Origin of the sequence: Ruminococcus gauvreauii, from assembly GCF_025151995.1 — a bacterium.
Taxonomy (GTDB): domain Bacteria; phylum Bacillota; class Clostridia; order Lachnospirales; family Lachnospiraceae; genus Ruminococcus_G; species Ruminococcus_G gauvreauii.
Genome location: NZ_CP102290.1, coordinates 832,596 through 856,799, shown reverse-complemented (window position 1 = coordinate 856,799; position 24,204 = coordinate 832,596). Strand labels below are relative to the sequence as shown.

The 24,204-nt window shown below is 46.1% G+C and carries 25 protein-coding genes and 1 pseudogene; 25 read left to right on the top strand and 1 reads right to left on the bottom strand.

The window, feature by feature from the left end; translation table 11 throughout:
• Positions 1–5 precede the first annotated feature (5 nt).
• The 13 genes from rplO (at position 6) to NQ502_RS04075 (ending at position 9,001) form a co-directional block, all read left to right on the top strand.
• Positions 6–446, top strand: coding sequence for a 50S ribosomal protein L15 (rplO, locus tag NQ502_RS04135; RefSeq protein ID WP_028528626.1), 441 nt, complete (start codon positions 6–8; stop codon positions 444–446).
• Positions 446–1,762: a preprotein translocase subunit SecY gene (secY, locus tag NQ502_RS04130; protein ID WP_028528625.1), complete on the top strand. Its 1,317-nt coding sequence runs from the start codon at positions 446–448 to the stop codon at positions 1,760–1,762. The genes rplO and secY overlap by 1 nt, the downstream gene beginning before the upstream one ends.
• 80 nt (positions 1,763–1,842) lie before the next feature.
• Positions 1,843–2,487, top strand: a complete 645-nt coding sequence (locus NQ502_RS04125) for an adenylate kinase (RefSeq protein WP_028528624.1) — start codon at positions 1,843–1,845, stop codon at positions 2,485–2,487.
• A gap of 1 nt (position 2,488) precedes the next feature.
• Positions 2,489–3,250 carry a type I methionyl aminopeptidase gene (map, locus tag NQ502_RS04120; RefSeq protein WP_028528623.1) on the top strand — a complete coding sequence of 254 codons (762 nt, stop codon included), beginning with the start codon at positions 2,489–2,491 and terminating at the stop codon, positions 3,248–3,250.
• 114 nt (positions 3,251–3,364) lie between these two features.
• On the top strand, positions 3,365–3,634 hold the full coding sequence (locus tag NQ502_RS04115; protein WP_028528622.1) for a KOW domain-containing RNA-binding protein: 270 nt from the start codon (positions 3,365–3,367) through the stop codon (positions 3,632–3,634).
• A gap of 10 nt (positions 3,635–3,644) precedes the next feature.
• Positions 3,645–3,863: a translation initiation factor IF-1 gene (infA, locus tag NQ502_RS04110; protein ID WP_028528621.1), complete on the top strand. Its 219-nt coding sequence runs from the start codon at positions 3,645–3,647 to the stop codon at positions 3,861–3,863.
• 65 nt (positions 3,864–3,928) lie between these two features.
• The gene (locus NQ502_RS04105; protein ID WP_028528620.1) at positions 3,929–5,113 is read left to right on the top strand and encodes a cation diffusion facilitator family transporter; all 1,185 of its coding nucleotides are present in this window, start codon (positions 3,929–3,931) and stop codon (positions 5,111–5,113) included.
• A 126-nt stretch (positions 5,114–5,239) separates the two neighbouring features.
• Positions 5,240–5,353, top strand: coding sequence for a 50S ribosomal protein L36 (gene rpmJ / locus NQ502_RS04100; protein ID WP_003497809.1), 114 nt, complete (start codon positions 5,240–5,242; stop codon positions 5,351–5,353).
• 466 nt (positions 5,354–5,819) lie between these two features.
• Positions 5,820–6,188: a 30S ribosomal protein S13 gene (rpsM, locus tag NQ502_RS04095; protein WP_028528619.1), complete on the top strand. Its 369-nt coding sequence runs from the start codon at positions 5,820–5,822 to the stop codon at positions 6,186–6,188.
• 154 nt (positions 6,189–6,342) lie between these two features.
• The gene (gene rpsK / locus NQ502_RS04090; protein ID WP_407691158.1) at positions 6,343–6,738 is read left to right on the top strand and encodes a 30S ribosomal protein S11; all 396 of its coding nucleotides are present in this window, start codon (positions 6,343–6,345) and stop codon (positions 6,736–6,738) included.
• 18 nt (positions 6,739–6,756) lie between these two features.
• Positions 6,757–7,350 (top strand): 30S ribosomal protein S4, encoded by a 594-nt coding sequence (gene rpsD / locus NQ502_RS04085; RefSeq protein WP_028528617.1) that lies wholly within the window; start codon positions 6,757–6,759, stop codon positions 7,348–7,350.
• Positions 7,351–7,417: 67 nt separating this feature from the next.
• Positions 7,418–8,377, top strand: a complete 960-nt coding sequence (locus NQ502_RS04080; RefSeq protein WP_028528616.1) for a DNA-directed RNA polymerase subunit alpha — start codon at positions 7,418–7,420, stop codon at positions 8,375–8,377.
• 87 nt (positions 8,378–8,464) lie between these two features.
• On the top strand, positions 8,465–9,001 hold the full coding sequence (locus NQ502_RS04075) for a bL17 family ribosomal protein (RefSeq protein WP_028528615.1): 537 nt from the start codon (positions 8,465–8,467) through the stop codon (positions 8,999–9,001).
• A gap of 92 nt (positions 9,002–9,093) precedes the next feature.
• Here the strand turns inward: NQ502_RS04075 and NQ502_RS04070 are convergent, their stop codons facing one another.
• Positions 9,094–9,828: an SDR family NAD(P)-dependent oxidoreductase gene (locus NQ502_RS04070; RefSeq protein WP_028528614.1), complete on the bottom strand. Its 735-nt coding sequence runs from the start codon at positions 9,826–9,828 to the stop codon at positions 9,094–9,096.
• 191 nt (positions 9,829–10,019) lie between these two features.
• On the opposite strand from NQ502_RS04070, the gene NQ502_RS04065 reads away from it, so the two are divergent.
• The 12 genes and pseudogenes from NQ502_RS04065 to NQ502_RS04010 all read left to right on the top strand — a co-directional run bounded on the left by NQ502_RS04065 (position 10,020) and on the right by NQ502_RS04010 (position 24,155).
• The gene (locus NQ502_RS04065; RefSeq protein ID WP_028528613.1) at positions 10,020–10,952 is read left to right on the top strand and encodes a diacylglycerol/lipid kinase family protein; all 933 of its coding nucleotides are present in this window, start codon (positions 10,020–10,022) and stop codon (positions 10,950–10,952) included.
• A 265-nt stretch (positions 10,953–11,217) separates the two neighbouring features.
• Positions 11,218–13,332, top strand: coding sequence for a glutamine synthetase III family protein (locus tag NQ502_RS04060; protein WP_028528612.1), 2,115 nt, complete (start codon positions 11,218–11,220; stop codon positions 13,330–13,332).
• 219 nt (positions 13,333–13,551) lie between these two features.
• Complete coding sequence (locus tag NQ502_RS04055) at positions 13,552–13,890, top strand: P-II family nitrogen regulator (RefSeq protein ID WP_028528611.1); 339 nt, start codon at positions 13,552–13,554, stop codon at positions 13,888–13,890.
• Positions 13,891–14,015: 125 nt separating this feature from the next.
• Positions 14,016–15,230: pseudogene (locus NQ502_RS04050) on the top strand (ammonium transporter); the annotation flags it as partial.
• A gap of 181 nt (positions 15,231–15,411) precedes the next feature.
• Positions 15,412–16,332, top strand: coding sequence for an AAA family ATPase (locus NQ502_RS04045; RefSeq protein ID WP_028528609.1), 921 nt, complete (start codon positions 15,412–15,414; stop codon positions 16,330–16,332).
• A 12-nt stretch (positions 16,333–16,344) separates the two neighbouring features.
• Positions 16,345–18,132: a cobaltochelatase CobT-related protein gene (locus tag NQ502_RS04040; protein WP_327240960.1), complete on the top strand. Its 1,788-nt coding sequence runs from the start codon at positions 16,345–16,347 to the stop codon at positions 18,130–18,132.
• A gap of 82 nt (positions 18,133–18,214) precedes the next feature.
• Positions 18,215–19,066 carry a YitT family protein gene (locus tag NQ502_RS04035; RefSeq protein ID WP_028528607.1) on the top strand — a complete coding sequence of 284 codons (852 nt, stop codon included), beginning with the start codon at positions 18,215–18,217 and terminating at the stop codon, positions 19,064–19,066.
• A 123-nt stretch (positions 19,067–19,189) separates the two neighbouring features.
• A complete protein-coding gene (locus tag NQ502_RS04030; RefSeq protein WP_028528606.1) occupies positions 19,190–20,278 on the top strand; it encodes a PucR family transcriptional regulator in 1,089 nt (362 codons plus the stop codon).
• A gap of 13 nt (positions 20,279–20,291) precedes the next feature.
• Positions 20,292–20,975 carry a cell division ATP-binding protein FtsE gene (gene ftsE / locus NQ502_RS04025; protein ID WP_028528605.1) on the top strand — a complete coding sequence of 228 codons (684 nt, stop codon included), beginning with the start codon at positions 20,292–20,294 and terminating at the stop codon, positions 20,973–20,975.
• Positions 20,965–21,873, top strand: a complete 909-nt coding sequence (gene ftsX / locus NQ502_RS04020; protein ID WP_028528604.1) for a permease-like cell division protein FtsX — start codon at positions 20,965–20,967, stop codon at positions 21,871–21,873. Before ftsE ends, ftsX begins: the two co-directional genes overlap by 11 nt.
• 172 nt (positions 21,874–22,045) lie before the next feature.
• Positions 22,046–23,221, top strand: coding sequence for a S41 family peptidase (locus tag NQ502_RS04015; protein ID WP_044983248.1), 1,176 nt, complete (start codon positions 22,046–22,048; stop codon positions 23,219–23,221).
• A 64-nt stretch (positions 23,222–23,285) separates the two neighbouring features.
• Positions 23,286–24,155 (top strand): DegV family protein, encoded by an 870-nt coding sequence (locus NQ502_RS04010; protein WP_028528602.1) that lies wholly within the window; start codon positions 23,286–23,288, stop codon positions 24,153–24,155.
• Positions 24,156–24,204: the final 49 nt, after the last annotated feature.

Below are 24,204 nucleotides of genomic sequence, written 5' to 3'. Positions count from 1 at the left end.
CCACAATGGATTTATCAAATTTAAAACCAGCAGACGGTTCCAGACAAAGTGATAATTTCCGCAGAGGCCGTGGACATGGTTCGGGAAACGGTAAAACAGCCGGCAAAGGCCACAAAGGACAGAAAGCCCGTTCAGGAGCTCCAAGACCTGGGTTCGAAGGTGGACAGATGCCTTTATACAGACGTATTCCGAAGAGAGGTTTCACAAACAGAAACTCTAAGGATATCGTTGCGATCAATGTAAGTGTTCTGGAGAGATTTGAAGATGGTTCTGATGTGACAGTAGAGGCACTGTTGCAGTCCGGAGCGATTTCCAATCCGAAAGATGGTGTTAAGATTCTGGGTTATGGTGAACTGACAAAGAAACTTAATGTAAAGGTCAATGCCGTAAGTGAGAGTGCAAAGACTAAAATTGAAGCCGCAGGTGGAACAGTAGAGGTGATCTAATGCTAAAGACTCTCAAAAATGCTTTTAAAGTTCAAGACGTAAGGCGGAGAATCTTTTATGTATTCCTGATGCTGGTGGTTGTGCGTTTGGGCACGCAGGTACCGGTACCGGGCATGAACGGTGAGTATTTTAAAGAGTGGTTCTCGAGCCAGACCGGAGACGCATTCAATTTCCTGGATGCGTTTACGGGAGGTTCGTTCTCTTCAATGTCAATTTTTGCGTTGAATATCACTCCATACATTACTTCATCCATTATTATGCAGCTTCTGACCATTGCTATCCCGAAGCTAGAGGAAATGCAGAAGGACGGCGAAATGGGCCGGAAGAAAATTACTGCGATTACGAGATACCTGACGGTAGGCCTGGCTTTGTTTGAATCTACCGCAATGGCAATCGGATTCGGAAACAAGGGATTGATTCCGGATATGAATTTTGCAAAAGTCGTTGTTGCTGTTGTTGCATTGACGGCAGGATCCGCGTTTCTTATGTGGGTCGGGGAGCGGATCAATGAAAAGGGGGTCGGCAACGGTATTTCTGTTGTGCTGGCTATCAATATCATTTCCAGAATCCCAAGTGATATGGTGAACCTGTATGAATCCTTCGTAAAAGGAAAATCCATTGCGAAAGCAGGCCTGGCAGCGATCATCATTATTGCGATCATTCTGGCAGTTGTTTTGCTGGTCCTGATCCTGAACGGAGCGATGAGGAAAATCCCGGTTCAGTATTCAAAGAAAATGCAGGGAAGAAAAATGGTGGGCGGTCAGTCCTCCCATATTCCGCTGAAAGTGAATACATCCGGTGTGATCCCGATCATCTTTGCGTCTTCGATCATGTCTTTTCCGGGGATTATCGCCTCATTTGTTGGAAAGACGGGAGGAACGGGAATCGGATCCAAAATACTTGCCGGATTAAACTCTGGAAACTGGTTTAATCCACATCAGCCGGTTTATTCGATCGGTCTGGTGGTTTATATCTTACTGGTTATATTCTTTGCTTATTTCTATACATCCATCACTTTCAATCCGTTGGAAGTTGCGGACAATATGAAAAAGCAGGGTGGATTTGTACCAGGTATCCGTCCTGGAAAACCGACGGTTGACTACTTAAACCAGATTTTGAATTATGTAATTTTCATCGGAGCAGCGGGGCTTACGATCGTTGCTGTCATACCGTTCTTCTTTAACGGTGTGTTCGGTGCAAATGTTTCCTTCGGCGGAACATCACTGATCATTGTCGTCAGTGTTATCCTGGAAACATTGAAACAGATTGAATCCATGATGCTGGTAAGAAATTACAAAGGCTTTTTAAATGAGTAATCAATAGGAGGTTGTGGCGTTTCACGCCGCAACCTTAACGTGTATCTGTAATTGACCATTAGAGAAAAGGAGAGATACTTATGAAGATTATTATGTTAGGAGCACCAGGGGCAGGCAAGGGAACACAGGCAAAGAAGATAGCTGCAAAATATCAGATTCCGCATATTTCCACCGGAGACATTTTCCGTGCAAATATCAAAAAAGGGACAGAGCTTGGCAACAAGGCAAAGACATACATGGATCAGGGGCTGCTGGTTCCGGATGAACTGGTGTGTGACCTTGTCGTTGACCGTGTGAAACAGGAGGACTGTGCAAACGGCTACGTTCTGGATGGATTCCCAAGGACCATTCCGCAGGCAGAGAGCCTTCAGTCCGCTTTAAAAGCGTTGGGAGAAAGCATTGACTATGCGATCAATATTGAAGTACCGGATGAGAATATCGTGAACCGTATGGGCGGAAGAAGAGCATGCCCTGCGTGCGGCGCGACTTATCACAAGGAGAATATACCGCCGAAGATCGCAGGGATCTGCGATGTCTGCGGAGCAAAATTGATACTGAGAGATGATGACAAACCGGAGACAGTTAAAAAACGTCTGGATGTTTATCATGATCAGACACAGCCGCTGATCGATTTCTACACAGCTGAAAAAGTGCTGGTGGAAGTAGATGGTACACAACCGATGGATACTGTATTTGAGGCCATCTGTAAAATTTTGGGAGCGTAATATGTCGGTTACAATTAAATCTTTAAAAGAAATTGAACTGATGAGAGAAGCCGGCCGTCTGCTGGAGCTGGTTCATGATGAACTGGCGAAAGCCATTCGGCCGGGAATATCAACTTGGGATATCGACCATCTGGGAGAAGAACTCATCCGCAGTTATGGCTGTGTACCCAACTTTTTGAATTACAACGGATTTCCGGCTTCGATCTGTGTTTCTGTGAATGATGAAGTCGTACATGGAATTCCAAGAAAAGACAGGATCCTTCAGGAGGGTGATATTGTGAGCCTGGATGCCGGTCTGATCTATAAGGGATATCATTCTGATGCTGCCCGCACGCATGCGGTCGGTGAGATCAGTGCGGAGGCCAGGAAGCTGGTGGACGTTACCAGACAGAGCTTTTTTGAAGGAATTAAATACGCAAAGGCAGGACATCATTTAAATGAAATTTCCGCTGCGATCGGTGCATATGCGGAGAGTTTCGGTTATGGTGTAGTAACGGATCTCGTAGGCCATGGTATAGGCAGCAGCCTGCATGAAGACCCACAGATACCTAATTTTGCACAAAAACGCAGAGGACTTCGATTGCAGCCGGGAATGACCCTGGCAATTGAGCCCATGATCAATATGGGACGCGCGGATGTCTGCTGGCTGGATGATGACTGGACTGTTGTGACGGAAGACGGCTCATGGTCGGCACATTATGAAAATACAGTGCTGATCACAGAGGGAGAACCGGAACTTCTGACGCTGGCCGAAAGCAACTAAGCGAATGCAAGCCGCTAGGCACAGCATGAGCTTAGTGCGAGGCTGCCCCCGAATCTGAGCGAATGCACGGCATGAGCGTGGATTCGGGAGCACACCCGTCTGAGAGAGGATTATATGAGAGAATTATCTAAAGGCATGTTCGCCAGGTCTCTGGCTGGACATGATAAAGGCAGATTATATATCATATTGTGCACAGATGAGGAATATGTATATCTGGCGGACGGAAAAAACCGCCTGCTGGATACACCAAAGAAGAAGAGAAAGTGTCATGTTCAGGTAGATTATCATATTTCAGCACTCATACAGGATAGAATGGATTCCCGCTGCGGACTGCGGGATGAAGATATCAAAAGGGCCATTAAATTGAAGGAAGCGAATATCTAGGAGGTAAGAAATGTCAAAGGCTGATGTAATTGAAGTAGAAGGTGTGGTATTGGAAAAATTACCTAATGCCATGTTTAAGGTTGAACTTGAAAATAAGCATGTGGTTCTGGCTCATATCAGCGGTAAACTGCGCATGCATTTTATCCGTATCCTGCCGGGTGACAAGGTAACGATTGAACTGTCGCCGTATGACCTGACGAAAGGCAGAATCATATGGAGAGATAAATAAGAGGAAGAAATGGGAAGTGATACTTTACAGCTGTAAGGTGTCACTTTTTTAAGAGAAGGGTAAAGATGGATTTTTTAGTTAAGAAGTTTGTGAAAAACAGTGACAGGGTCCAGGATCCTGCAGTCAGAACCTCATACGGAGTCCTCGTGAGCATCGTCGGGATACTGTGCAACGTACTGCTGTTTGCTGCAAAACTCGGAATCGGCATTTTCATGCACAGTATTGCGGTTATGGCTGATGCGTTCAATAACCTGTCGGATGCCGCATCCTCTGTGATCAGTTTTGTGGGTGTCAAGATGGCAAGTAAGCCGGCGGATGACGAACATCCTTTCGGACATGGACGAATGGAATACATTGCGGCTTTTATCGTGGCGTTTCTGGTAATACAGGTTGGATTTTCTTTTTTCAAGAGCAGTATTGTGAAGCTGCAGAATCCGGAAGACATTACATTCGAACTGATTCCATTTTTGATTCTGGTACTCTCTGTGGGCGTGAAATTCTGGATGGCGCATTTTAACCGCAGGCTGGGAAAACGCATCGACTCAAAAGTGATGCTGGCCACTGCCGCCGACTCCATGGGGGATGTGATCACGACCTCCGCGACGATCGTTTCGATACTGATCTGCGCATTTGCAGGCGTCAATATTGATGCGGTCGCAGGACTTGTGGTCTCTCTGGTTGTCATGTGGTCCGGGGTTTCTATCGTAAAGGATACACTGGAACCGCTGATCGGGGAGGCTGTGGATCCGAAACTGTACCAGGCTATTACTGAACTGGTCGAAAGTTATGACGGCATTGTGGGGACGCATGATCTGATCGTGCACAATTACGGACCAAACAAAAGCATGGCTACAATCCACGCGGAAGTCCCCCGCGATGTGGACATTGAAGAATCACATGAGATCATCGACAGGATAGAGCGGGATGCAGCAAAAAAACTCGGTATATTTCTTGTCATTCACATGGACCCGCTGGCAGTTGAGGACGAAGCGATCCTCGCGGTGAGGGGGGAAGTGGAAGAGATTCTCTGGCTGATCGACGAGTCTTTGAGCTTCCATGATTTTCGGATGGTGCACGGGAAGAAACAGGTCAATCTGATCTTTGATGTTGTTGTACCACACAGTTACACACAGGAGAATCGTGAAAGATTAGTACACAAAATCAAGACAGCCATGCACAAAAAAGACTCGAGGTACCAATGTGTGATCACTGTAGACCAGAGTTTTGTCGCAGACGCGAAAACAGAGTAAAAAAGTTGCAAAAACGTTAAAAATTGCTTGCATAATACAGTATGCAGTGTTATACTATAAAACGAACTTTTGTGCACGGCAAGTCTGTGCCCACTGTAGAAACACAGAAAGGAAAGGAGGATTCCAATGAAAGTAAGATCATCTGTTAAACCTATTTGTGAAAAATGTAAGATCATTAAAAGAAAAGGTAGTATCAGAGTAATCTGCGAGAATCCAAAACACAAACAGAGACAAGGCTGACCACTTAATGAGTACAAACCGCAGGCGCAGTACGAATTTTAGTGGGAAGCCTGTTCGAATCATCTGTTGATTCGAAGCTCCTTATGCTGTACAAGCGCAAGCGCAGTACGAACTTAGTGAATCACCTGTTCGAATTACGAAGTGATTCGAACTTCAGATGCAAGTGTAAAATGAAACTACATTTGCACTTTTAACGTGCGGCTGCAGTTTGGAACCACCCGGAAGAGTTGTTCAGGCTGTTACTAATATTATTGTGAGAGTATCACGTATAATATTGCTTAATACCGGTGCCCCGTCGGCTCCGGAAAGGTCATGCGTTTAGCGGCATGGCTGGATGCTTGCATACCGGCATCCCAGTTAGGAAAATATTAACGAGGATTCATGGGGTTGCGCACACATTTCAGGCCTGTTTTGCAGGAGCTGCGTGTATTTTATGGATCGGAAACAGAAAATGGAGGAATAATACATGGCTCGTATAGCTGGTGTAGACTTACCAAGAGACAAACGTGTGGAAATCGGATTAACTTATATCTATGGAATCGGCAGAACAAGTGCTGACCGCATCCTGAAAGAAGCAAATGTGAATCCGGATACTCGAGTAAGAGATTTAACTGACGAAGAAGTAAAGAGAATCAGCGTAGTAATCGAAGAGACCCAGACAGTGGAAGGTGATCTGAGAAGAGAGATCGCTCTGAATATCAAACGTCTGCAGGAAATCGGATGCTACAGAGGTATTCGTCATAGAAAAGGACTTCCTGTTCGTGGACAGAAGACAAAGACAAATGCAAGAACACGTAAAGGTCCGAAGAGAACTGTTGCAAATAAGAAAAAGTAAAAGTAGAGTACTTAGCGAAAGCAAGCTGATAAGCGCAGCTTGAGGTTAGTACGAACTTTGCTCGAAGGAACTTAATGAGAACGAGCCGTAGGCGAAGGTCGAATTTAGTGAATCGAGCTTCCAATAATTAAGAGAAAGTGTAGGTTAGTTTTTTATTATGGCTAAAGTGACAAAGAAAACGACGAAACGTCGTGTTAAGAAAAACGTTGAACGCGGACAGGCACACATTCAGTCATCTTTTAATAACACAATTGTTACGCTGACTGATACTGAAGGAAACGCTCTTTCATGGGCAAGTGCCGGTGGTCTGGGATTTAGAGGTTCAAGAAAATCTACTCCTTATGCAGCTCAGATGGCAGCAGAAACTGCTACAAAGGCAGCGCTGGTACATGGCTTGAAAACAGTTGACGTATTTGTAAAAGGACCTGGTTCAGGCAGAGAAGCTGCAATCCGTGCACTCTCAGCAAGCGGACTGGAAGTAACCAGCATCAAAGACGTAACTCCGGTACCACATAACGGTTGTCGTCCACCAAAACGTAGAAGAGTTTAATCAGGAGGTCTAAGTAATATGGCAGTAAATAGAGTACCCGTACTGAAAAGATGCAGATCCCTCGGACTGGATCCTGTATATCTTGGAATCGATAAAAAATCAACAAGACAGTTAAGAAGATCAAACCGTAAGATGTCTGAATACGGTACACAGTTAAGAGAAAAACAGAAAGCAAAATTCATCTATGGTGTTCTGGAAAAACCGTTCAGAAACTACTATAAAAAAGCAGACCAGATGCCAGGTATGACAGGTGCGAATCTGATGACAATGCTGGAAACACGCCTTGATAACGTGATTTTCAGACTTGGCTTTGCAAGAACAAGAAGAGAAGCCAGACAGATCGTTGACCACAAGCATGTATTGGTAAACGGAAAACAGGTAAATATTCCGTCTTATCTCGTAAAAGCCGGTGATACGATTGAAATCAAAGAAAAATGCAAAGGATCTCAGAGATACAAAGATATTCTGGAAGTTACAGGCGGAAGACTGGTTCCGGAATGGCTGGATGTAAATCAGGAAACATTGACTGGTACAGTGAAAGAATTACCTGCAAGAGAAGTCATTGATGTTCCGGTTAACGAGATGCTTATCGTCGAGCTGTATTCCAAATAATACGATCGGATAAACATTTAAAAAAGATACCCTCAATCAAAATATTAACCCAGAAGGAGGGCTTGCAGTGTTTGATTTTAATAAACCGAAAATCGAGATTACTGAAATTTCAGACGATAAAAAATATGGTAAATTTGTGGTTGAACCGCTCGAGAGAGGATATGGTACGACACTCGGCAATTCCCTGAGAAGAATTATGCTTTCTTCTCTTCCGGGAGCTGCTGTCAGCCAGGTAAAGATCGAAGGCGTTCTGCATGAATTCAGTTCCATTCCGGGCGTTAAAGAAGATGTAACCGAGATTATCATGAACCTTAAGAGTCTTGCGATCAGAAACACGAGCGAGACAAATGAGGCAAAAATTGCTTACATTGAATTTGAAGGTGAAGGCATTGTCCATGCATCGGATATCCAGGCGGATCAGGATATTGAGATTCTGAATCCGGATCTTGCGATCGCTACACTGAACGGCGGAGCGGACAGCAAGCTGTATATGGAACTTACTATTACCAAAGGACGCGGCTACGTCAGTGCAGACAAGGGAAAAAGCGAGGACATGCCGATTGGCGTCATCGCGATAGATTCTATCTACACTCCGGTAGAGCGTGTAAATCTGACAGTGGAAAACACACGTGTCGGTCAGATCACAGATTATGATAAGCTGACACTTGATGTGTTCACCAAGGGTACGCTTGCACCGGATGAAGCTGTCAGTCTGGCGGCTAAAGTGTTGAGTGAGCATCTGAAGCTCTTCATTGACCTTTCTGAAAATGCAAAGACCGCTGAGGTCATGATTGAGAAGGAAGATCATGAGAAGGAAAAAGTTTTGGAAATGAATATCGACGAGCTCGAGCTGTCTGTTCGTTCCTACAACTGTCTGAAGAGAGCCGGTATCAATACGGTAGAAGAATTATGCAACAGAACTTCGGAGGATATGATGAAAGTCCGCAATCTGGGACGCAAATCTCTGGAAGAAGTGTTGGCTAAGTTAAAAGAACTGGGATTGCAGCTGAATCCCGGTGAGGAATGACTTGGGGAATATTTGTAGATTACAGCCATATATCAGTAAGACCGAAGAAGCATGATATAGGGTTCCACAAATGGAGGAAATAATACAATGGCAAAATATAGAAAGCTTGGAAGAACATCCAGCCAAAGAAAAGCGCTGCTCAGAAACCAGGTGACCAACCTGCTTTATAACGGGAAAATCGTTACCACTGAGACCAAAGCAAAAGAAGTTCGTAAAATTGCAGAAGGCCTGATCGCACTTGCGGTAAAAGAGAGAGATAACTTCGAGACAGTTACAGTGACTGCAAAGGTGGCACGCAAAGACGCAGACGGCAAAAGAGTGAAAGAAGTTGTCGACGGCAAAAAAGTAACTGTGTATGATGAAGTGCAGAAGGAGATCAAAAAAGACGCTCCGTCCAGACTTCATGCAAGAAGACAGATGATGAAAGTCTTCTATCCGGTGAAATCAGTTCCGGCTGAAAATGCAGGTAAGAAGAAAAATACGAAGGAAGTAGACATGGTGGATAAGATGTTTACGGAAATCGCACCAAAATATGCTGACCGTAACGGTGGTTATACAAGAATCATCAAAATCGGACAGCGTAAGGGTGATGCGGCAATGGAAGTGCTGTTAGAACTCGTGTAAGAGTAACTTTCATGTCTGTGCTATAAATATCAGATGAAAATCGCAGGTCAGTGACCTGCGATTTTTTGAATTATACGGGACGCACATCCGCCTCACATCCAGCCTCCGTCGAGCGTCAGGACCTGTGCGGTGAGGTAGGGGTGACAGCAGGCGATGTCGTAAAGGAAAGCACCGGCTTCATGCGGTTCTGCCATGCGTCCCAGAGGGATTTCATCGCAGAGTATCCCGCGTTCTCCAGCATCCAGCATCTGGTTCATGTCAGTGTCCACGGCGCCGAAGGCGACCGCGTTGACCCGGATACCGCTTGGCGCCAGTTCACGGGCAAGGGCTTTGGTGAAAGCGTTGACACCGCCCTTTGCCGCTGAATAGGCTGCCTCACAGGAAGCACCATGAATCCCCCACACGGAGGAAGTGTTCACAATGGAACCTCTGTGCTGTTTCAGCATCAGCGGGACGGCCCGTCGGCAGCACAGAAACTGAGAGGTCAGATTTACATTCAGCACCCGGTTCCATTGCTCAAGTGTCATATCCTGCAGGAGCCCCATGTGAGCGATACCGGCGTTGTTGATGAGGACATCCAGTGAATCACCGCTATCTGCAATTTCGGCGAACAGGCTGTCAACATAGACTTCGTCACTGATATCCCCATGGGAAAGTCGGCAGCTGACTGCATACTCCTGCTCCAGTTCACATCTGAGGGATTCCAGATAATCGACATGCTGATGGCAGTTCAGGACCAGATGATATCCGTGTTCTGCGAAAGTGCGTGCGCAGGCGCGCCCGATACCGCGGGATGCACCGGTGATCAATACCGTTTTTTGATTCATATGTGAATACTCCAAATCATAAATTTTTGTTGGACGGGCAGCAATGATGCGCCATGCCGGTTTATTATACCACCCAGCCATTATACCACAATTGTACAGTAATGGAAACGGTCCGGAAAGTATCAGGTTGTGGTTGTAGGATTGAAAAAATAGTAGTAAAATAAAGCATAGCAAAAACAGAGGAGAAGCTTATGGAAAAAAAGTTATTTTTCATTTTTAATCCGAAATCAGGTAAAGGACTGATAAAATCTAAATTGCTGGATATTGTAGACATTTTTGTGAAGCACGGGTACCAGGTAATCGTACATCCCACGCAGAGTGCTGAGGATACGTACAATGCGGCTAAGCAAATGACACAGCATGCAGACCTGATCGTCTGCAGCGGCGGTGACGGTACACTGGATGAAGTTGTGACCGCTATCATGGACAGCCGAATCGACGTGCCGTTGGGATATATACCATCGGGAAGCACGAATGATTTTGCCAACAGCCTTTCTATTTCAAAGAATATGGTAAAGGCAGCTCAGGAAATTATGGAAGGGCAGGTCTACGGCTGCGACGTCGGAAGCTTTAACAAGGATACTTTTGTATATATTGCTGCGTTTGGACTGTTTACGGATGTGTCGTATCAGACAGCACAGACGCTGAAGAACGTGCTGGGCCATATGGCGTACCTTCTGGAGGGAGCGAAGAGGATCTTCGACATCAAGTCTTACCATCTCAGGATTGAGGTGAACGGGGAGGTGCTGGAGAACGATTATATCTATGGCATGGTGACTAACTCACGTTCCGTCGGCGGGTTCAAGAACCTGACGGGAAAAAATGTAAAGATGGACGACGGGCTTTTTGAGGTGACCCTGATTCATACGCCGAAGAATCCGCTGGAACTGAATGAGATCATGGGTGCATTGCTGAATGCGGTCGATAATACGGATCTGGTAGACTCATTCAAGACAGACCGGATTGTGATAGAGGCGACGGAAGATATCCCGTGGACTCTGGACGGGGAATACGGAGGTGAACACAGGGAAATCTGTATCGAAAACAAGAAGAAAGCGATTCACATTCTGCTGAATCCCATGAAACATAAGGCAAAACCGCTGGAATTGCCACTGCAGCAATAAGCTGTCACTTTCTACGAAAACGAGGTTTTTTGCCTGAAGAACTTCATACTAATTACCAAAAAAAGAATTTTTGTAAAGAATGTCTTGCAATTCTTGTGTGTTTGCGGTATCTTATTAACAGATTGGAAATGCTATTTCCAAGTGACGTATGCAGAACAAAGGCGTTCCACACGAGTGGAATGCCTTTTTTATGGTAATGGAGACACTGGTTTCCTGTTCTTACATATGCGTAGGTCGCTAAAAATGGTGGAAAGGATGAGTAAAAATGGGTGATTTTGTTAATGTAGCTGAGATTTTTGGGAAAAACGTATTCAATGATACAGTTATGCAGGAACGTTTGCCGAAAAAAGTTTACAAAGAACTGAGACAGACGATTGAAGAGGGAAAAGAGCTGGATCCTGCAGTCGCTGATGTGATAGCTCACGAGATGAAAGAGTGGGCCATCGAAAAAGGGGCTACACACTATACACACTGGTTTCAGCCGCTTACGGGTGTAACTGCTGAGAAGCATGATTCCTTTATCTCGGCTCCTATGAGCAACGGAAAGGTTCTTATGAGTTTTTCCGGGAAGGAACTGATCAAAGGAGAACCGGATGCATCATCCTTTCCTTCAGGAGGCCTGAGAGCGACATTTGAGGCAAGGGGATATACGGCATGGGACTGTACATCACCGGCTTTCGTGAGGGAAGATGCAGCCGGAGCGACACTCTGTATCCCAACGGCCTTCTGTTCTTATACCGGAGAGGCACTGGATCAGAAAACACCGCTGCTGCGTTCCATGGAAGCCATTAATTCTCAGGCGCTGAGGCTGATCCGACTGTTTGGAAATACGACATCTAAAAAAGTAACACCCTGTGTTGGACCGGAACAGGAATACTTCCTTGTGGATGCTAAGAAATTTCAGCAGAGGAAGGATTTGATCTATACCGGACGAACACTGTTTGGCGCCATGCCTCCCAAAGGCCAGGAGCTGGATGACCATTACTTTGGAACGATTCGCCAGAGAGTTGCTGCATTCATGAAGGATGTCAACGAGGAGCTCTGGAAGCTGGGTGTAACGGCAAAGACTCAGCATAATGAGGTTGCTCCGGCACAGCATGAACTGGCGCCGATCTATGCACAGGCAAATGTGGCAGTAGATCATAACCAGATCATCATGCAGACGCTGAAAAAAGTAGCAAGCGCACATGGTCTGAAATGCCTGCTCCATGAGAAACCATTTGCGGGGGTAAATGGTTCGGGAAAACATAATAACTGGTCGCTGACCACGGATGACGGGATCAATCTGCTGGAGCCGGGCAAGACGCCTCATGAAAATATTCAGTTCCTGATGATCATGACCTGTGTGCTGAAAGCGGTGGATACTCATGCGGATCTGCTGCGGGAGTCCGCTGCCGATGTGGGGAATGATCACAGGCTTGGAGCCAATGAAGCACCGCCGGCTATCATTTCTGTTTTCCTGGGCGAGCAGCTGGAGGATGTGCTGGAGCAGCTGATCAGCACAGGCATGGCGACACACAGTATCAAGGGAGGAAAACTGCGGACAGGTGTTAAGACGCTTCCGGATGTAGCGAAGGACGCCACAGACCGGAACAGGACTTCACCGTTCGCATTTACCGGAAATAAATTTGAATTTCGCATGGTAGGTTCCCGGGATTCAATCGCACCGCCCAATACCGTTCTGAATACGATCGTGGCGGAAGCGTTCAAGGAAGCCTGTGATATTCTGGAAAAAGCTGATAATTTTGATGATGCGGTACACGACCTGATCAAACAGTACGCATCGGACCATCAGAGAATCGTCTTTAACGGAAACGGGTATTCCGAGGCATGGGTGGAGGAAGCGGCCAGAAGAGGGCTTCCGAACATAAAATCCATGGTTGACGCGATCCCGGCAATGTTGACAGAGAAAGCGGTCAGGGTATTCGAGGAATTTGGTGTATTTACCAGGGCGGAACTGGAATCAAGAGTTGAGATTCAGTATGAGGCTTATGCAAAAGCGATCAATATTGAGGCGAGAGCCATGATCGATATTGCCACCAAACAGATCATACCGGCGGTCGTCAGATATACGAAGGCGCTTGCAGATTCTATCAATGCAGTAAAAGAAGCGTGTGACGCCGACGTGAGTGTTCAGACTGAATTGCTGAAAAAGACATCGCTGCTTTTGAAAGAGACAAAAGATGCACATACAAAACTGATTGAGATTGAGGGTCAGGCGGTAGCGATGGAGGAAGGCGCCCGTCAGGCGAATTTCTATCACAGCAATGTGATTCCGGCGATGGAAGCTCTGAGAGCTCCGGTGGATGAACTGGAAATGATCGTGGACAAAGAAATGTGGCCGATGCCTTCTTATGGCGATCTGATGTTTGATGTATAACTGCTTCTGAAAAGGAGGGTGCCAGACAGGAAAATGAAATGCAAAAACCTGTCTGGCACGAGTTATAAAAAAGTTATAAGGAATGCTGATTGATAGTTTCTTCTATAATTATAATATAGAAGAAAAAAATGAAGAATTCATATAACACTGATGAAGGCATTTTTAATTTTCAGTGAATAAAATATGAATGAAAATTTATGAGTGAGGAGGACAATTATCATGAAAAAGCTGGAAATTGTTGTCAAACCCGAAAAGCTTGAAGATCTGAAAGGAATTTTAGATGAATGCAATGCGAGCGGGCTTATGATACATAATATCATGGGTTATGGGCAGCAGAAAGGGTACAGGCAGCTTTACCGCGGTGCAGAATATCATGTCAATCTTTTGCCGAAAACAAAGGTTGAGACTGTAGTAGACGACGCGGTGTGTGACAGGATCATTGACAGAGTCGTGGAACAGATCAATACAGGAAACTACGGCGATGGTAAGATTTTTGTATACGATGTGGAAGATGCGGTACGTATCCGTACCGGAGAACGCGGAAAGGATGCACTGTAGTCTGCAGAATGAGGAAATAAATATGAAGAGGGTCTGTTATCGAAGGGGATAACTGTCGGGTTCGCAAATGAATCCGGCGGTTATCCCTTTTTTGAGTGGCAGGCTCAAATGAGGAGGAAATTATTATGAGTGTTGAATTGCTGATGAATATCGTCTGGACTATGATAGCGGCATTCCTGGTGTACTTTATGCAGGCTGGATTTGCCATGTGTGAAGCCGGTTTCACAAGGGCCAAAAATACAGGAAACATTCTGATGAAAAATATGATGGATTTTGTCCTGGGCAGCTTATGCTTTTTCCTGATTGGTTTTTCACTGATGCACGGCACAGACTGGAACGGAATCATCGGTCTTGGGGGACTCTTTGATCCCACATCTCTCGGAACGGTGGAGGAGATCGGAGGAACTGCGGTAAATATGATGAATGGGCTTCCAGTCGGTGTTTTTATGATCTTTCACACCGTGTTCTGTGCGACAGCTGCCACGATCGTATCCGGCGCGATGGCTGAGAGAACGAAATTTATTGCGTATCTGATCTACAGTGCGGCGATCAGCCTTGTGATTTATCCGGTTACGGGTCACTGGATCTGGGGCGGCGGATGGCTGAGCCAGATGGGATTCCATGATTTTGCAGGATCCACAGCGGTCCATATGGTAGGAGGTATCTGTGCATGCGTGGGCGCTAAAATCCTGGGTCCGCGTCTCGGCAAATATAACAAAGACGGTTCTGTGAACGCGATTCCGGGACATAACCTTTCCATCGCGGCACTCGGTGTGTTTATCCTGTGGTTCTGCTGGTTTGGGTTTAACTGTGGTTCTACTACAGCGGCATCGGAAAGTCTTGGTGACATTGCTATGACGACAAACCTTGCGGCGGCAGCGGCCACTCTGCTGGCCATGATCGTCACCTGGATCCGTTACGGAAAGCCTGATGTATCCATGACATTCAACGGTGCTCTTGCAGGTCTGGTTGCGATCACTGCGGGCTGTGATACCGTCAGCAACTGGGCGGCCATTGCGATCGGTGCCATTGCCGGTATTCTGGTGGTATTTTCTGTTGAATTTTTTGATAAGATTGTTAAGATCGATGATCCGGTGGGCGCTATCAGTGTACACGGTGTATGCGGTGCTGCCGGAACGATCCTGACGGGGGTGTTCTCGAGCGAGGTGAGTCTTGGAACACAGGTGCTCGGGGTTGCATCGGTTATCGCATACGTAGCGGCTGCGGCATTCATTGTCTTTAAACTGATTGATTTTACGGTCGGACTGCGTGTGACAGAGGAAGAGGAAATTGATGGGCTGGATATGCATGAACACGGCGCCCCTGCTTATGCAAATTTTAACCTGCATCGTGACAGATAAATACTGAAATTGAAATCGGCGCTTTCGAAGTCTGTGACTTCGGGAGCGCTTTTCTTGACTTGCTTTTTCAGGACATATCCCATATTATGATATTGGGGTTAAAAGGTCATTATATAATGAATAAGAGCAGTGGATTCGAAGATAAAGGAGAAATCAGATTGTGGATGAATTAAAATTTTTGGAAGAACAGGGTGTAAACCCGGGGATGATAGAGGAAGTACGTGCATACAGGGAAGAGTTTCCGGTCGATGATTCAGTGAGATACCGCATCGTAAAGCCGCTGATGCCGTTTTACGGGCGCGAGATACTGGAGATGGCCATTGCCGGCCTGCTTCAGGGAGAAAATCTGCTGCTGACAGGGTCCAAGGCGACCGGAAAAAATGTGCTGGCAGAAAATCTGGCCTATATATTTAACAGGCCTTCCTATAATATTTCGTTCCATGTCAATACGAACAGCGGGGATCTGATCGGAACGGATACATTTATAGATAATCAGGTCCAGCTGCGAAAAGGAAGCATCTACCTGTGCGCACAGTACGGGGGTTTTGGTATTCTGGATGAGGTGAACATGGCAAAAAATGATGCGGTTTCAGTACTGCATGCGACGCTTGATTACCGGCGCAGTATCGATGTACCGGGATATGACAAGATAGATCTTCATCCGGCTGCCAGATTTATCGGAACGATGAACTATGGTTATGCGGGAACGAAGGAGCTGAATGAGGCTCTCGTATCACGTTTCCTGGTGATCGATATGCCCCCTCAGTCGAAGGATACGCTGGAGCCGATCTTTGCGCAGACGTTTCCTGACGGCAAACCGGAGGCAATGGAACAGCTGATCGGATTGTTTCTGGACCTCCAGCTGAAAGCGGCCAACGGTGAAATCTCGACGAAAGCACTGGACCTGAGGGGCATGCTCGCGGCAATCAAGACGATCCGATGCGGGCTGGCACCGGCACTTGCCGTGCGGATGGGGATTGTAAATAAGAGCTTTGATGCATTTGAAAAAGAAATCATCAGCGATGTTGTCATGACAAGAATACCGGAAGCATGGACAGAAGAGGATATATTTCTCTTGTAAGGAGTAATATCTATGATGGATGAAAATATGAGAGAAGAATATCAGCTGGAGATTGAAAACCGGATCAAAAACCTGATCTGGACAGTATGTGGAGATTATACACTGGAAGCCAGGCCGGATGTGGATGCCTTTTTAAAATCAAAATATATCGCTCTTTATGATGGCATCAAGCAGGGGGCGTTTGCCAAATATTTCTGTAAGGAAGATCTGAGCCTCTATCTTGTGAAAAAGCTGTACATTCACGCGGATGAGGCCTCGCTGATGACGATTGCACAGATGTGTATCGAGGAGGCTGTCGAGGGCAGGATTGCCAGTGAGAGAAGCGGCGTGCCTGAGATACGCAGGCGGGCGCTGGAGGATACGCTGGAATTTGATTTTCATCATCTTGTGAAGAGTGAGATCGGCAGGCTGAAAGCAGCGCTGTTCCGGGAGAAAATACAGGGTGAATACGTGGTGAGCAGCGCTGTCCGAAAGAATATGGAGCGCATTTACAAGCTGAAGTATGCAGAGACTACCCGGGATGTGATTGAGGCAATCGACGAGCTGTACAATCTGTGGGTGGAGCCGGGGTACGAACAGACCTATGGAACACTGGAACACATACTCTCTGTCACGATGGAGGAGCTCGCCGAGTACAGCTGGAAAGATTTTCTGACGGAAGAGATGTATGAGGAAAATCTGGAAGCCTATCTGGACAAGGTCAGCCAGGATATGACGGCTACCAGAACACCGGACAGTGAGGAGAAAGAAGAGCTTTCGGATCAGGAAGGATTGCGTAAGAAAAAGGTGGTCGTCGTGGATGAAGAAGCGATGCAGAAGGTCTATTCCTATGTGGAGCTGAATTTCGGCAAGACATATCTGTCTACGCTTCAGGAGAAAAGGATGAATTTTCAGCTGTGTAAGGGGCTTCATTCAGACTGCAGCCTGTATTTCACAGACGGGATACTGCGAAGCCCGGTCACGCGCAATTATCAGTATGAATATGCCAAAAAGCAGCAGGCGAAGAATAAGTATGCGTACTATGATTATCACCGTGTGGTTAAGCGCAATATAGCAGTGCTTTCCGATACCCTGAAAAAGGCGCTGGTTATGAGGGATGAGGTATCAGAGACTATCAGTGACAGGGGGATTCTGATTCCGTCCAGGCTGTGGAAGGCGGGCAGAACACAGGATGCAAAACTGTTCCGGAAAGAAGAAAAGACAAGCACCCAGGACTTTGTGGTAGAGGTGCTGATCGATGCCAGCGGTTCACAGCGTCCGCGGCAGGATAAGGTGGTACTTCAGGCTTATATTATTATGGAAGCTCTGAGCAGTGTGCGGATTCCGCATCGTGTCACAAGTTTCTGCACATTCTGGGATTACACCATCATTCAGCGATACAGGGAATACGATGATCCGCGGTCTGAAAATGAACGAATTTTCGAGTTTACGACATCTTCAAATAACAGGGATGGACTTGCCGTCAAGGCTGCAGCCCAGGAGCTTCTGAACCGGGATGAGGAAAAGAAAATATTGATTATTCTGAGCGACGGGAGACCGTATGATGTGATCTTGAACAGACCGAATGCCCGAAACCCACAACCGTATCAGGGCGAATATGCGATCAAAGATACAGGATTTGAAGTGCGCCGTCTCAGGAGTCAGGGAATTTCTGTGCTTGGTGTGTTTGCCGGTGAAGAAAAGGACCTGGAGGCAGAGAAGAAAATATTCGGAAAGGACTTTGCGTATATCCGTGATATTGAGTATTTTTCTAAAATTGTCGGAAGATATTTGAAAAAACAGTTGGAAGATAATGCTTAGGAGCCGGTGATTTAGCTGAATATATTTTGGGGAATTACGAATACTCTTACTAGACATATTGTGTTGCAGCGGAGGTCGTTTTATGACAAGCAAAAAAGAGTATTTACTGATAATTGCAGGAACAGCCGCCATGGCTGTTTCCATCAATTCCGTGTTTGATCCACTTGGAATGGTAACCGGCGGTTTTTCGGGGATTGCGATTCTGATCAAAGAGCTTACAAAACAACTGATACCCGGAGGCATGCCGCTCGGTATCACGACTGCGGTTCTGAATGTTCCTCTGTTTTTGATCGGAATAAAGATCAAAGGATTTCAGTTTCTGAAACGTTCGTTTGTGGGGATGATCAGTCTTTCCGTGTGGCTTTCCATTCTCCCGCAGATTCCGATCATTGAAGGCGATCTGATGCTTGCTGCGCTGTGCGGCGGCGCAATACAGGGCCTGGGGATCGGACTGGCATTTTCCGGGCGCGGGACAACAGGAGGGAGTGACATGGCTGCCGCTCTGCTTCAGAAAAAATTTCCGTGGTATTCCGCCTCTCAGATCATGCAGGTGATCGACTGGATCATCGTTTTTTTTGGGGCGCTTGTTTTCGGATTTTCCATGGTTTTATATGCGGTTGTAGCCATTTTTGTCATCTCAAAAGTCAGTGACGGTATAATTGAGGGGTTGAAATTTTCCAAAGCAGCGTTTATTATAACGGAGAAGCATCAGGTGATTTCACAGACGCTTATGAAGGAACTGAAGAGAGGAACGACAGGGATAACGGTACACGGAATGTATTCCGGAAAAGAAAAAATCATGTTGTTCTGTGTGGTTCCGAAGAAGCAGATTGTCTATGTGAAGGAAATCATACACAGGTTGGATGAACGTGCTTTTGTGATTGTGACGGACGCGAGAGAGGTACTCGGAGAAGGCTTTTTGCGTTACGAATGACGAAAAAATGAAAAGTTTGTTAAAAAAATTGTATTTTCTCTTTCTTTTTTTGTGTAATTGTATTAAAATATATTCTAAGGGATTTTTGTTTTCCTTTAGAAAACGCAAAAAAGGGGTATCAATATGATTTCAAATCAAATACTTCAAAATACAATCGAAGGCTTAAAGACAATATCCAGAGCAGATCTGTGCATCATGGATATTGAGGGAAAAGTTCTGGTATCGACCTTTGCTGAACAGGTTGCCAGCAGTGCGGAAGTATTGAGTTTCGTTGAGTCGCAGGCGGACAGCCAGGTGATCAAGGGATTTCAGTATTTCAAGGTGTATGATGAACACCAGCTGGAGTACGTACTGATCGCAGGCGGCGGAAGTGAAGATATCTATATGATTGGCAAGCTGGCGGCATTTCAGATTGAGAATCTGTTGATTGCCTATAAAGAGCGTTTTGATAAAGATAATTTTATCAAGAACCTTTTGCTGGATAATCTTCTGCTTGTCGATATCTATAACCGTGCGAAAAAGCTACATATCGAAGTGAACGCCAGAAGGGTTGTATTTATACTGGAGACCAATCAGAGCAAAGATTACAATCTGCTGGAATGCATTAAAAACATGTTCCATGGAAAGAACGGTGACTTCATCACAGCAGTCGATGAAAAGAATATCATTATCGTCAAAGAGCTCTCTGAGACAGACGGGTATGACGAAATGAATAAAATTGCGGTTTCCATTCTGGATACGCTTGGCTACGGTACGGTAGGCGAAACCCACATTGCCTATGGAACGATCGTAAAAGAACTGAAAGAAGTTTCGAGGTCCTACAAAGAAGCCAGAATGGCGCTGGATGTCGGAAAGATCTTTTTTGGTGACCGCGATGTCATCGCTTACAGTTCACTCGGCATCGGCCGGCTGATCTATCAGCTTCCGATTCCGCTGTGTAAAATGTTTATCAAAGAAATTTTTGCAGATAAATCGCCGGATGATTTTGATGAAGAGACTCTGGTGACAATCAATAAGTTCTTTGAGAACAGCCTGAACGTTTCTGAGACATCCAGACAGCTGTATATTCACAGAAACACACTGGTATATCGCCTGGACAAGCTTCAAAAGAGTACCGGACTGGATCTGCGTGTATTTGAGGATGCCATTACGTTTAAGATTGCGTTAATGGTAGTACGGTACATGCAGTACATGGAAACCTTGGATTACTAGTCAGGAGGAAATTATGATTACGTTAAAGGGCGTAAGCAAATCGTACGGAAAAGGCCAGCCGGCTATTGACCGAATGGATTTGCAGATTGATAAGGGGGAATTTGTTTTTGTTGTGGGGAACAGTGGATCCGGGAAATCCACATTGATCAAACTGCTTTTAAAAGAGTTGGAACCCACAGACGGCACAATCGAAGTTAACGGCCAGATACTGAACACGATGAAGCGCAGAAAAGTACCGAAGTACCGCCGTGGGGTCGGTGTTGTATTCCAGGACTTCCGTCTGCTCAAAGACAGAAATGTCTTTGAAAATGTAGCATTTGCTCAGCGCGTCATCGAACGCCCTAACAGGGTGATTAAAAAAAGAGTGCCGGAGGTTCTCACTCTGGTAGGTCTGGCGGAAAAATATAAGTCATTTCCGAAGGAGCTGTCCGGAGGTGAGCAGCAGAGGGTTGCACTGGCAAGAGCGCTTGTCAACAGACCGGATATTCTGCTTGCGGATGAGCCCACGGGAAATCTGGATCCTAAGACTTCATTTGAAATCATGAAGCTTCTGGAGGAAATCAACGAGCGTGGAACCACTGTACTGGTCGTTACTCATAACCGTGACATCGTAAACACTATGAAAAAGCGTGTGATCGCGATGAAGAAAGGCGTCATTGTAAGCGACGAACAAGAAGGTGAATACCATGCGAATTAGTACGATCGGATACAGTGCAAAGCAGGGCGTTGTCAATATCGGCAGAAATATTATTTTTTCACTTGCTTCCATAGCGACGATAGCAGCCTGTGTTTTTCTGTTTGGACTTGTGTTTTCTATTGTTATCAATTTTAATTATATTGTCAAAAATGTGGAAGAGGGCGTGTCCATCACCGTATTCTTTGACGAGGATGCCGACCAGGCGACGATTGATGCGATTGGAGAACAGATCAAGGCGCGTACGGAGGTCACAGAGGTCGATTACGTCTCTGCACAGCAGGCCTGGGAGGAATTTAAAAAAGATTATTTCAAGGATGCGGAGGATGCCGCAGAAGGATTTGAAAACGACAATCCGCTCAGCAATGCGGCAAACTACGTTGTGAAAGTTGACAAGATAGAACATCAGGCTGATCTGATTACATACATTGAAGGTCTGAGCGGCGTCAAGAATGTCAATCATTCTGAAGGAGCGGCGAATACGCTGACGACGTTTAACCGTCTGCTGGGGATGATCTCTGTTGCAATCATCGGCATACTGCTGGCGGTTGCCATATTCCTTATCAGCAATACGGTATCAGTAGGAATCGCCGTCCGCAGAGAAGAGATCGGCATCATGAAACTGATCGGAGCTACAAACGGATTTGTCCGCGCACCGTTTATCATTGAGGGACTGATCATCGGTCTCATCGGTGCCGCAATACCGCTTCTGATCCTGTATTTTATGTACAATAAGACGATCGGATATATTCTGGAGAGATTCAACGTGCTGACCAGCATTGTTTCATTCCTGGAAGTGCGCCAGGTCTTTGAAGTACTGGTTCCGGCAGGGCTGATTCTTGGAATGGGTATCGGTCTGATCGGAAGTGTGATTACTATTAGGAAACATCTCAGAGTATAATATAAAGTAACAGTTCAGGACCAATTCCCACATCGGATGAATATCCGATGCTTCCTGACCGGATTTTCCGGTCAGGAAGATGCGCTGTCCTGAACAGTTACAACAATAGTATGAAAGAAATGAGGGCTTCAAAGGACATAGGTCTTTTGAAGCTCTCCTGTTTGGGGTGATTATGTCGAATAATAGAAAAAACAGCCTGGAATGTTTCATTCTCGGCGTGATGGTCGCGATTCTGGTGTTTCTGATGTATCATTTTGTGGATACGACATTCCTGCAGGGGAGGGGAGACACATCTCCGGAGAGCAGGACAGCCAGAGCGAAAGTCGAGGAGATCGATAATCTTATTGAACAGGAGTATCTGTTTGATACGGACGGTGATGATCTGTCACAGGGAATGTATGCAGGCCTTGTGGACGGACTTGGGGATAAGTATTCCCGCTATTATACAAAGGAAGAGTATGAGGCCGTGCAGCAGAGCAATGAGGGACATTACGAAGGCATCGGCGTCGTGATGATGCAGGATAAGGATTCCGGTATGGTGCAGGTGGCACACTGCTACGAGGGGAGTCCGGCCGCTGAAGCGGGGGTACGGGAAGGTGATATCATCTATAAGATCGGAGATACGCTTGTTGCGGATAAGGACCTGTCTGAGGTTTCGGATGCCATCAGGGACAGTGAGAGTGATGCGATTCACCTGACAGTTTACCGGCAGACGGAAAAAAGATATATAGAAGTTGATCTGAAAAAAGCTGAAGTTGAGATACCTGCAGTCTCCTCTGAGATGCTGCAGGATGACGTCGGCTATATTGTTATCTATCAGTTTACCGCCGTTGTACCGGAACAGTTTCAGAAAGCATGTCAGCAGCTCACGGAGCAGGGAATGGGACGGCTGATCGTAGATCTCAGAGACAATCCGGGAGGACTGTTAACATCTGTGTGTGATACGCTGAACTCATTTATGCCGGAGGGACTCCTCGTATATACCGAGGATAAGAATGGAAACCGCACAGAACATTTCAGCGAGGGGAAAACACCGCTGGATATGCCGCTTGTGGTGCTTGTCAATCAGAACAGCGCAAGCTCTGCGGAGATATTTGCAGGGGCAGTAAAGGACTACGGCGTCGGAACGCTTGTCGGTACTACGACATACGGAAAGGGAATCGTTCAGAAAACATTTGGATTAAATGACGGCAGTGTGGTAAAGCTTACGGTATCCAGTTATTATACGCCAAACGGAATTAACATCCATGGAACGGGGATCGAGCCGGATGTGGAGATAGAACAGCCGGAAGATGCCCCGGAAGATCTGCAGCTGGAAAGAGCGCTGGAGCTGATCCGTAAAGAATAAACAGTTGTGAATTGAATTTCATCTTGAAAAGTGGTATGATGGAACAAAAACATGGGAGGGGATTATGCAGAAATTTGTGATAACAACGGACAATATGGCCGATTTACCGGAAGCATATTACGGAGAGCATCAGATTCCTTATATGTATCTGCCGTACACAATGGATGGCGCGACTTATCGGAAAGAAAATGAGCTGAAATCCAGTGATTTTTATAACAGAATGAGAAACGGTTCCATGCCTACGACATCGCAGGTCAACTCTGAAGATGCAAAGGAGCTGTGGAAGCCATTCATGGAAGACGGATATGATATTTTGCATATCGCGTTTTCTTCAGGGCTTAGCGGGAGCTACAACAGCTGCCGGATTGCCGCTGAGGAAATGGCGGAAGAGTATCCGCAGAGAAAGGTGGCAGTAGTCGATTCACTGTGTGCGTCGCTTGGAGAAGGACTGCTTGTTCATCTCGCGGTACAGATGAAAGAAAACGAAAAGTCCATGGATGAGATCATCGAGTGGCTGGAAGGCCATAAACTGAATTTGTGCCATATGTTTACGGTGGATGATCTGAATCATCTCCACAGAGGAGGGCGGGTATCCAAGATGACGGCTGTCATCGGTACGATGATCAATATCAAACCCGTTCTTCATGTCGATGACGAGGGCCATCTGATTGCGGTTAACAAGGTGCGAGGCAGAAAGCGTTCACTGATCACACTGGTCAACATGATGGAAGAGCGTCTGAAAGATTACACCGGTGAGAAGAGCAGCGTCTTTATCAGCCACGGCGACTGTCTGGAAGATGCGCAGTTTGTGGCGAGACTGGTCAAAGAACGATTTGGAACAGAGGACATTCTGATTAATCCGGTCGGATCTACCATCGGAGCACATTCAGGTCCGGGTACGGTTGCTCTGTTTTTCCTGGGAAGTTACAGATAACAGTTATCAGGATCATACGACAGGTTACTGCAGAAATGCAGTAACCTTT

Excerpts from the sequence above, each read along its gene's own strand:
- NQ502_RS04105 (WP_028528620.1), top strand. The coding sequence starts at position 3,929 with ATGGATTTTTTAGTTAAGAAGTTTGTGAAAAACAGTGACAGGGTCCAG.
- NQ502_RS04030 (WP_028528606.1), top strand. The coding sequence starts at position 19,190 with ATGATTTCAAATCAAATACTTCAAAATACAATCGAAGGCTTAAAGACA.
- NQ502_RS04060 (WP_028528612.1), top strand. The coding sequence starts at position 11,218 with ATGGGTGATTTTGTTAATGTAGCTGAGATTTTTGGGAAAAACGTATTC.
- NQ502_RS04070 (WP_028528614.1), bottom strand. The coding sequence starts at position 9,828 with ATGAATCAAAAAACGGTATTGATCACCGGTGCATCCCGCGGTATCGGG.
- NQ502_RS04075 (WP_028528615.1), top strand. The coding sequence starts at position 8,465 with ATGGCAAAATATAGAAAGCTTGGAAGAACATCCAGCCAAAGAAAAGCG.
- secY (WP_028528625.1), top strand. The coding sequence starts at position 446 with ATGCTAAAGACTCTCAAAAATGCTTTTAAAGTTCAAGACGTAAGGCGG.
- infA (WP_028528621.1), top strand. The coding sequence starts at position 3,645 with ATGTCAAAGGCTGATGTAATTGAAGTAGAAGGTGTGGTATTGGAAAAA.
- rpsM (WP_028528619.1), top strand. The coding sequence starts at position 5,820 with ATGGCTCGTATAGCTGGTGTAGACTTACCAAGAGACAAACGTGTGGAA.
- NQ502_RS04040 (WP_327240960.1), top strand. The coding sequence starts at position 16,345 with ATGATGGATGAAAATATGAGAGAAGAATATCAGCTGGAGATTGAAAAC.
- NQ502_RS04125 (WP_028528624.1), top strand. The coding sequence starts at position 1,843 with ATGAAGATTATTATGTTAGGAGCACCAGGGGCAGGCAAGGGAACACAG.
- map (WP_028528623.1), top strand. The coding sequence starts at position 2,489 with ATGTCGGTTACAATTAAATCTTTAAAAGAAATTGAACTGATGAGAGAA.
- NQ502_RS04010 (WP_028528602.1), top strand. The coding sequence starts at position 23,286 with ATGCAGAAATTTGTGATAACAACGGACAATATGGCCGATTTACCGGAA.
- rpmJ (WP_003497809.1), top strand. The coding sequence starts at position 5,240 with ATGAAAGTAAGATCATCTGTTAAACCTATTTGTGAAAAATGTAAGATC.
- ftsE (WP_028528605.1), top strand. The coding sequence starts at position 20,292 with ATGATTACGTTAAAGGGCGTAAGCAAATCGTACGGAAAAGGCCAGCCG.
- NQ502_RS04065 (WP_028528613.1), top strand. The coding sequence starts at position 10,020 with ATGGAAAAAAAGTTATTTTTCATTTTTAATCCGAAATCAGGTAAAGGA.
- rplO (WP_028528626.1), top strand. The coding sequence starts at position 6 with ATGGATTTATCAAATTTAAAACCAGCAGACGGTTCCAGACAAAGTGAT.
- rpsD (WP_028528617.1), top strand. The coding sequence starts at position 6,757 with ATGGCAGTAAATAGAGTACCCGTACTGAAAAGATGCAGATCCCTCGGA.
- NQ502_RS04015 (WP_044983248.1), top strand. The coding sequence starts at position 22,046 with ATGTCGAATAATAGAAAAAACAGCCTGGAATGTTTCATTCTCGGCGTG.
- NQ502_RS04055 (WP_028528611.1), top strand. The coding sequence starts at position 13,552 with ATGAAAAAGCTGGAAATTGTTGTCAAACCCGAAAAGCTTGAAGATCTG.
- NQ502_RS04115 (WP_028528622.1), top strand. The coding sequence starts at position 3,365 with ATGAGAGAATTATCTAAAGGCATGTTCGCCAGGTCTCTGGCTGGACAT.
- NQ502_RS04035 (WP_028528607.1), top strand. The coding sequence starts at position 18,215 with ATGACAAGCAAAAAAGAGTATTTACTGATAATTGCAGGAACAGCCGCC.
- ftsX (WP_028528604.1), top strand. The coding sequence starts at position 20,965 with ATGCGAATTAGTACGATCGGATACAGTGCAAAGCAGGGCGTTGTCAAT.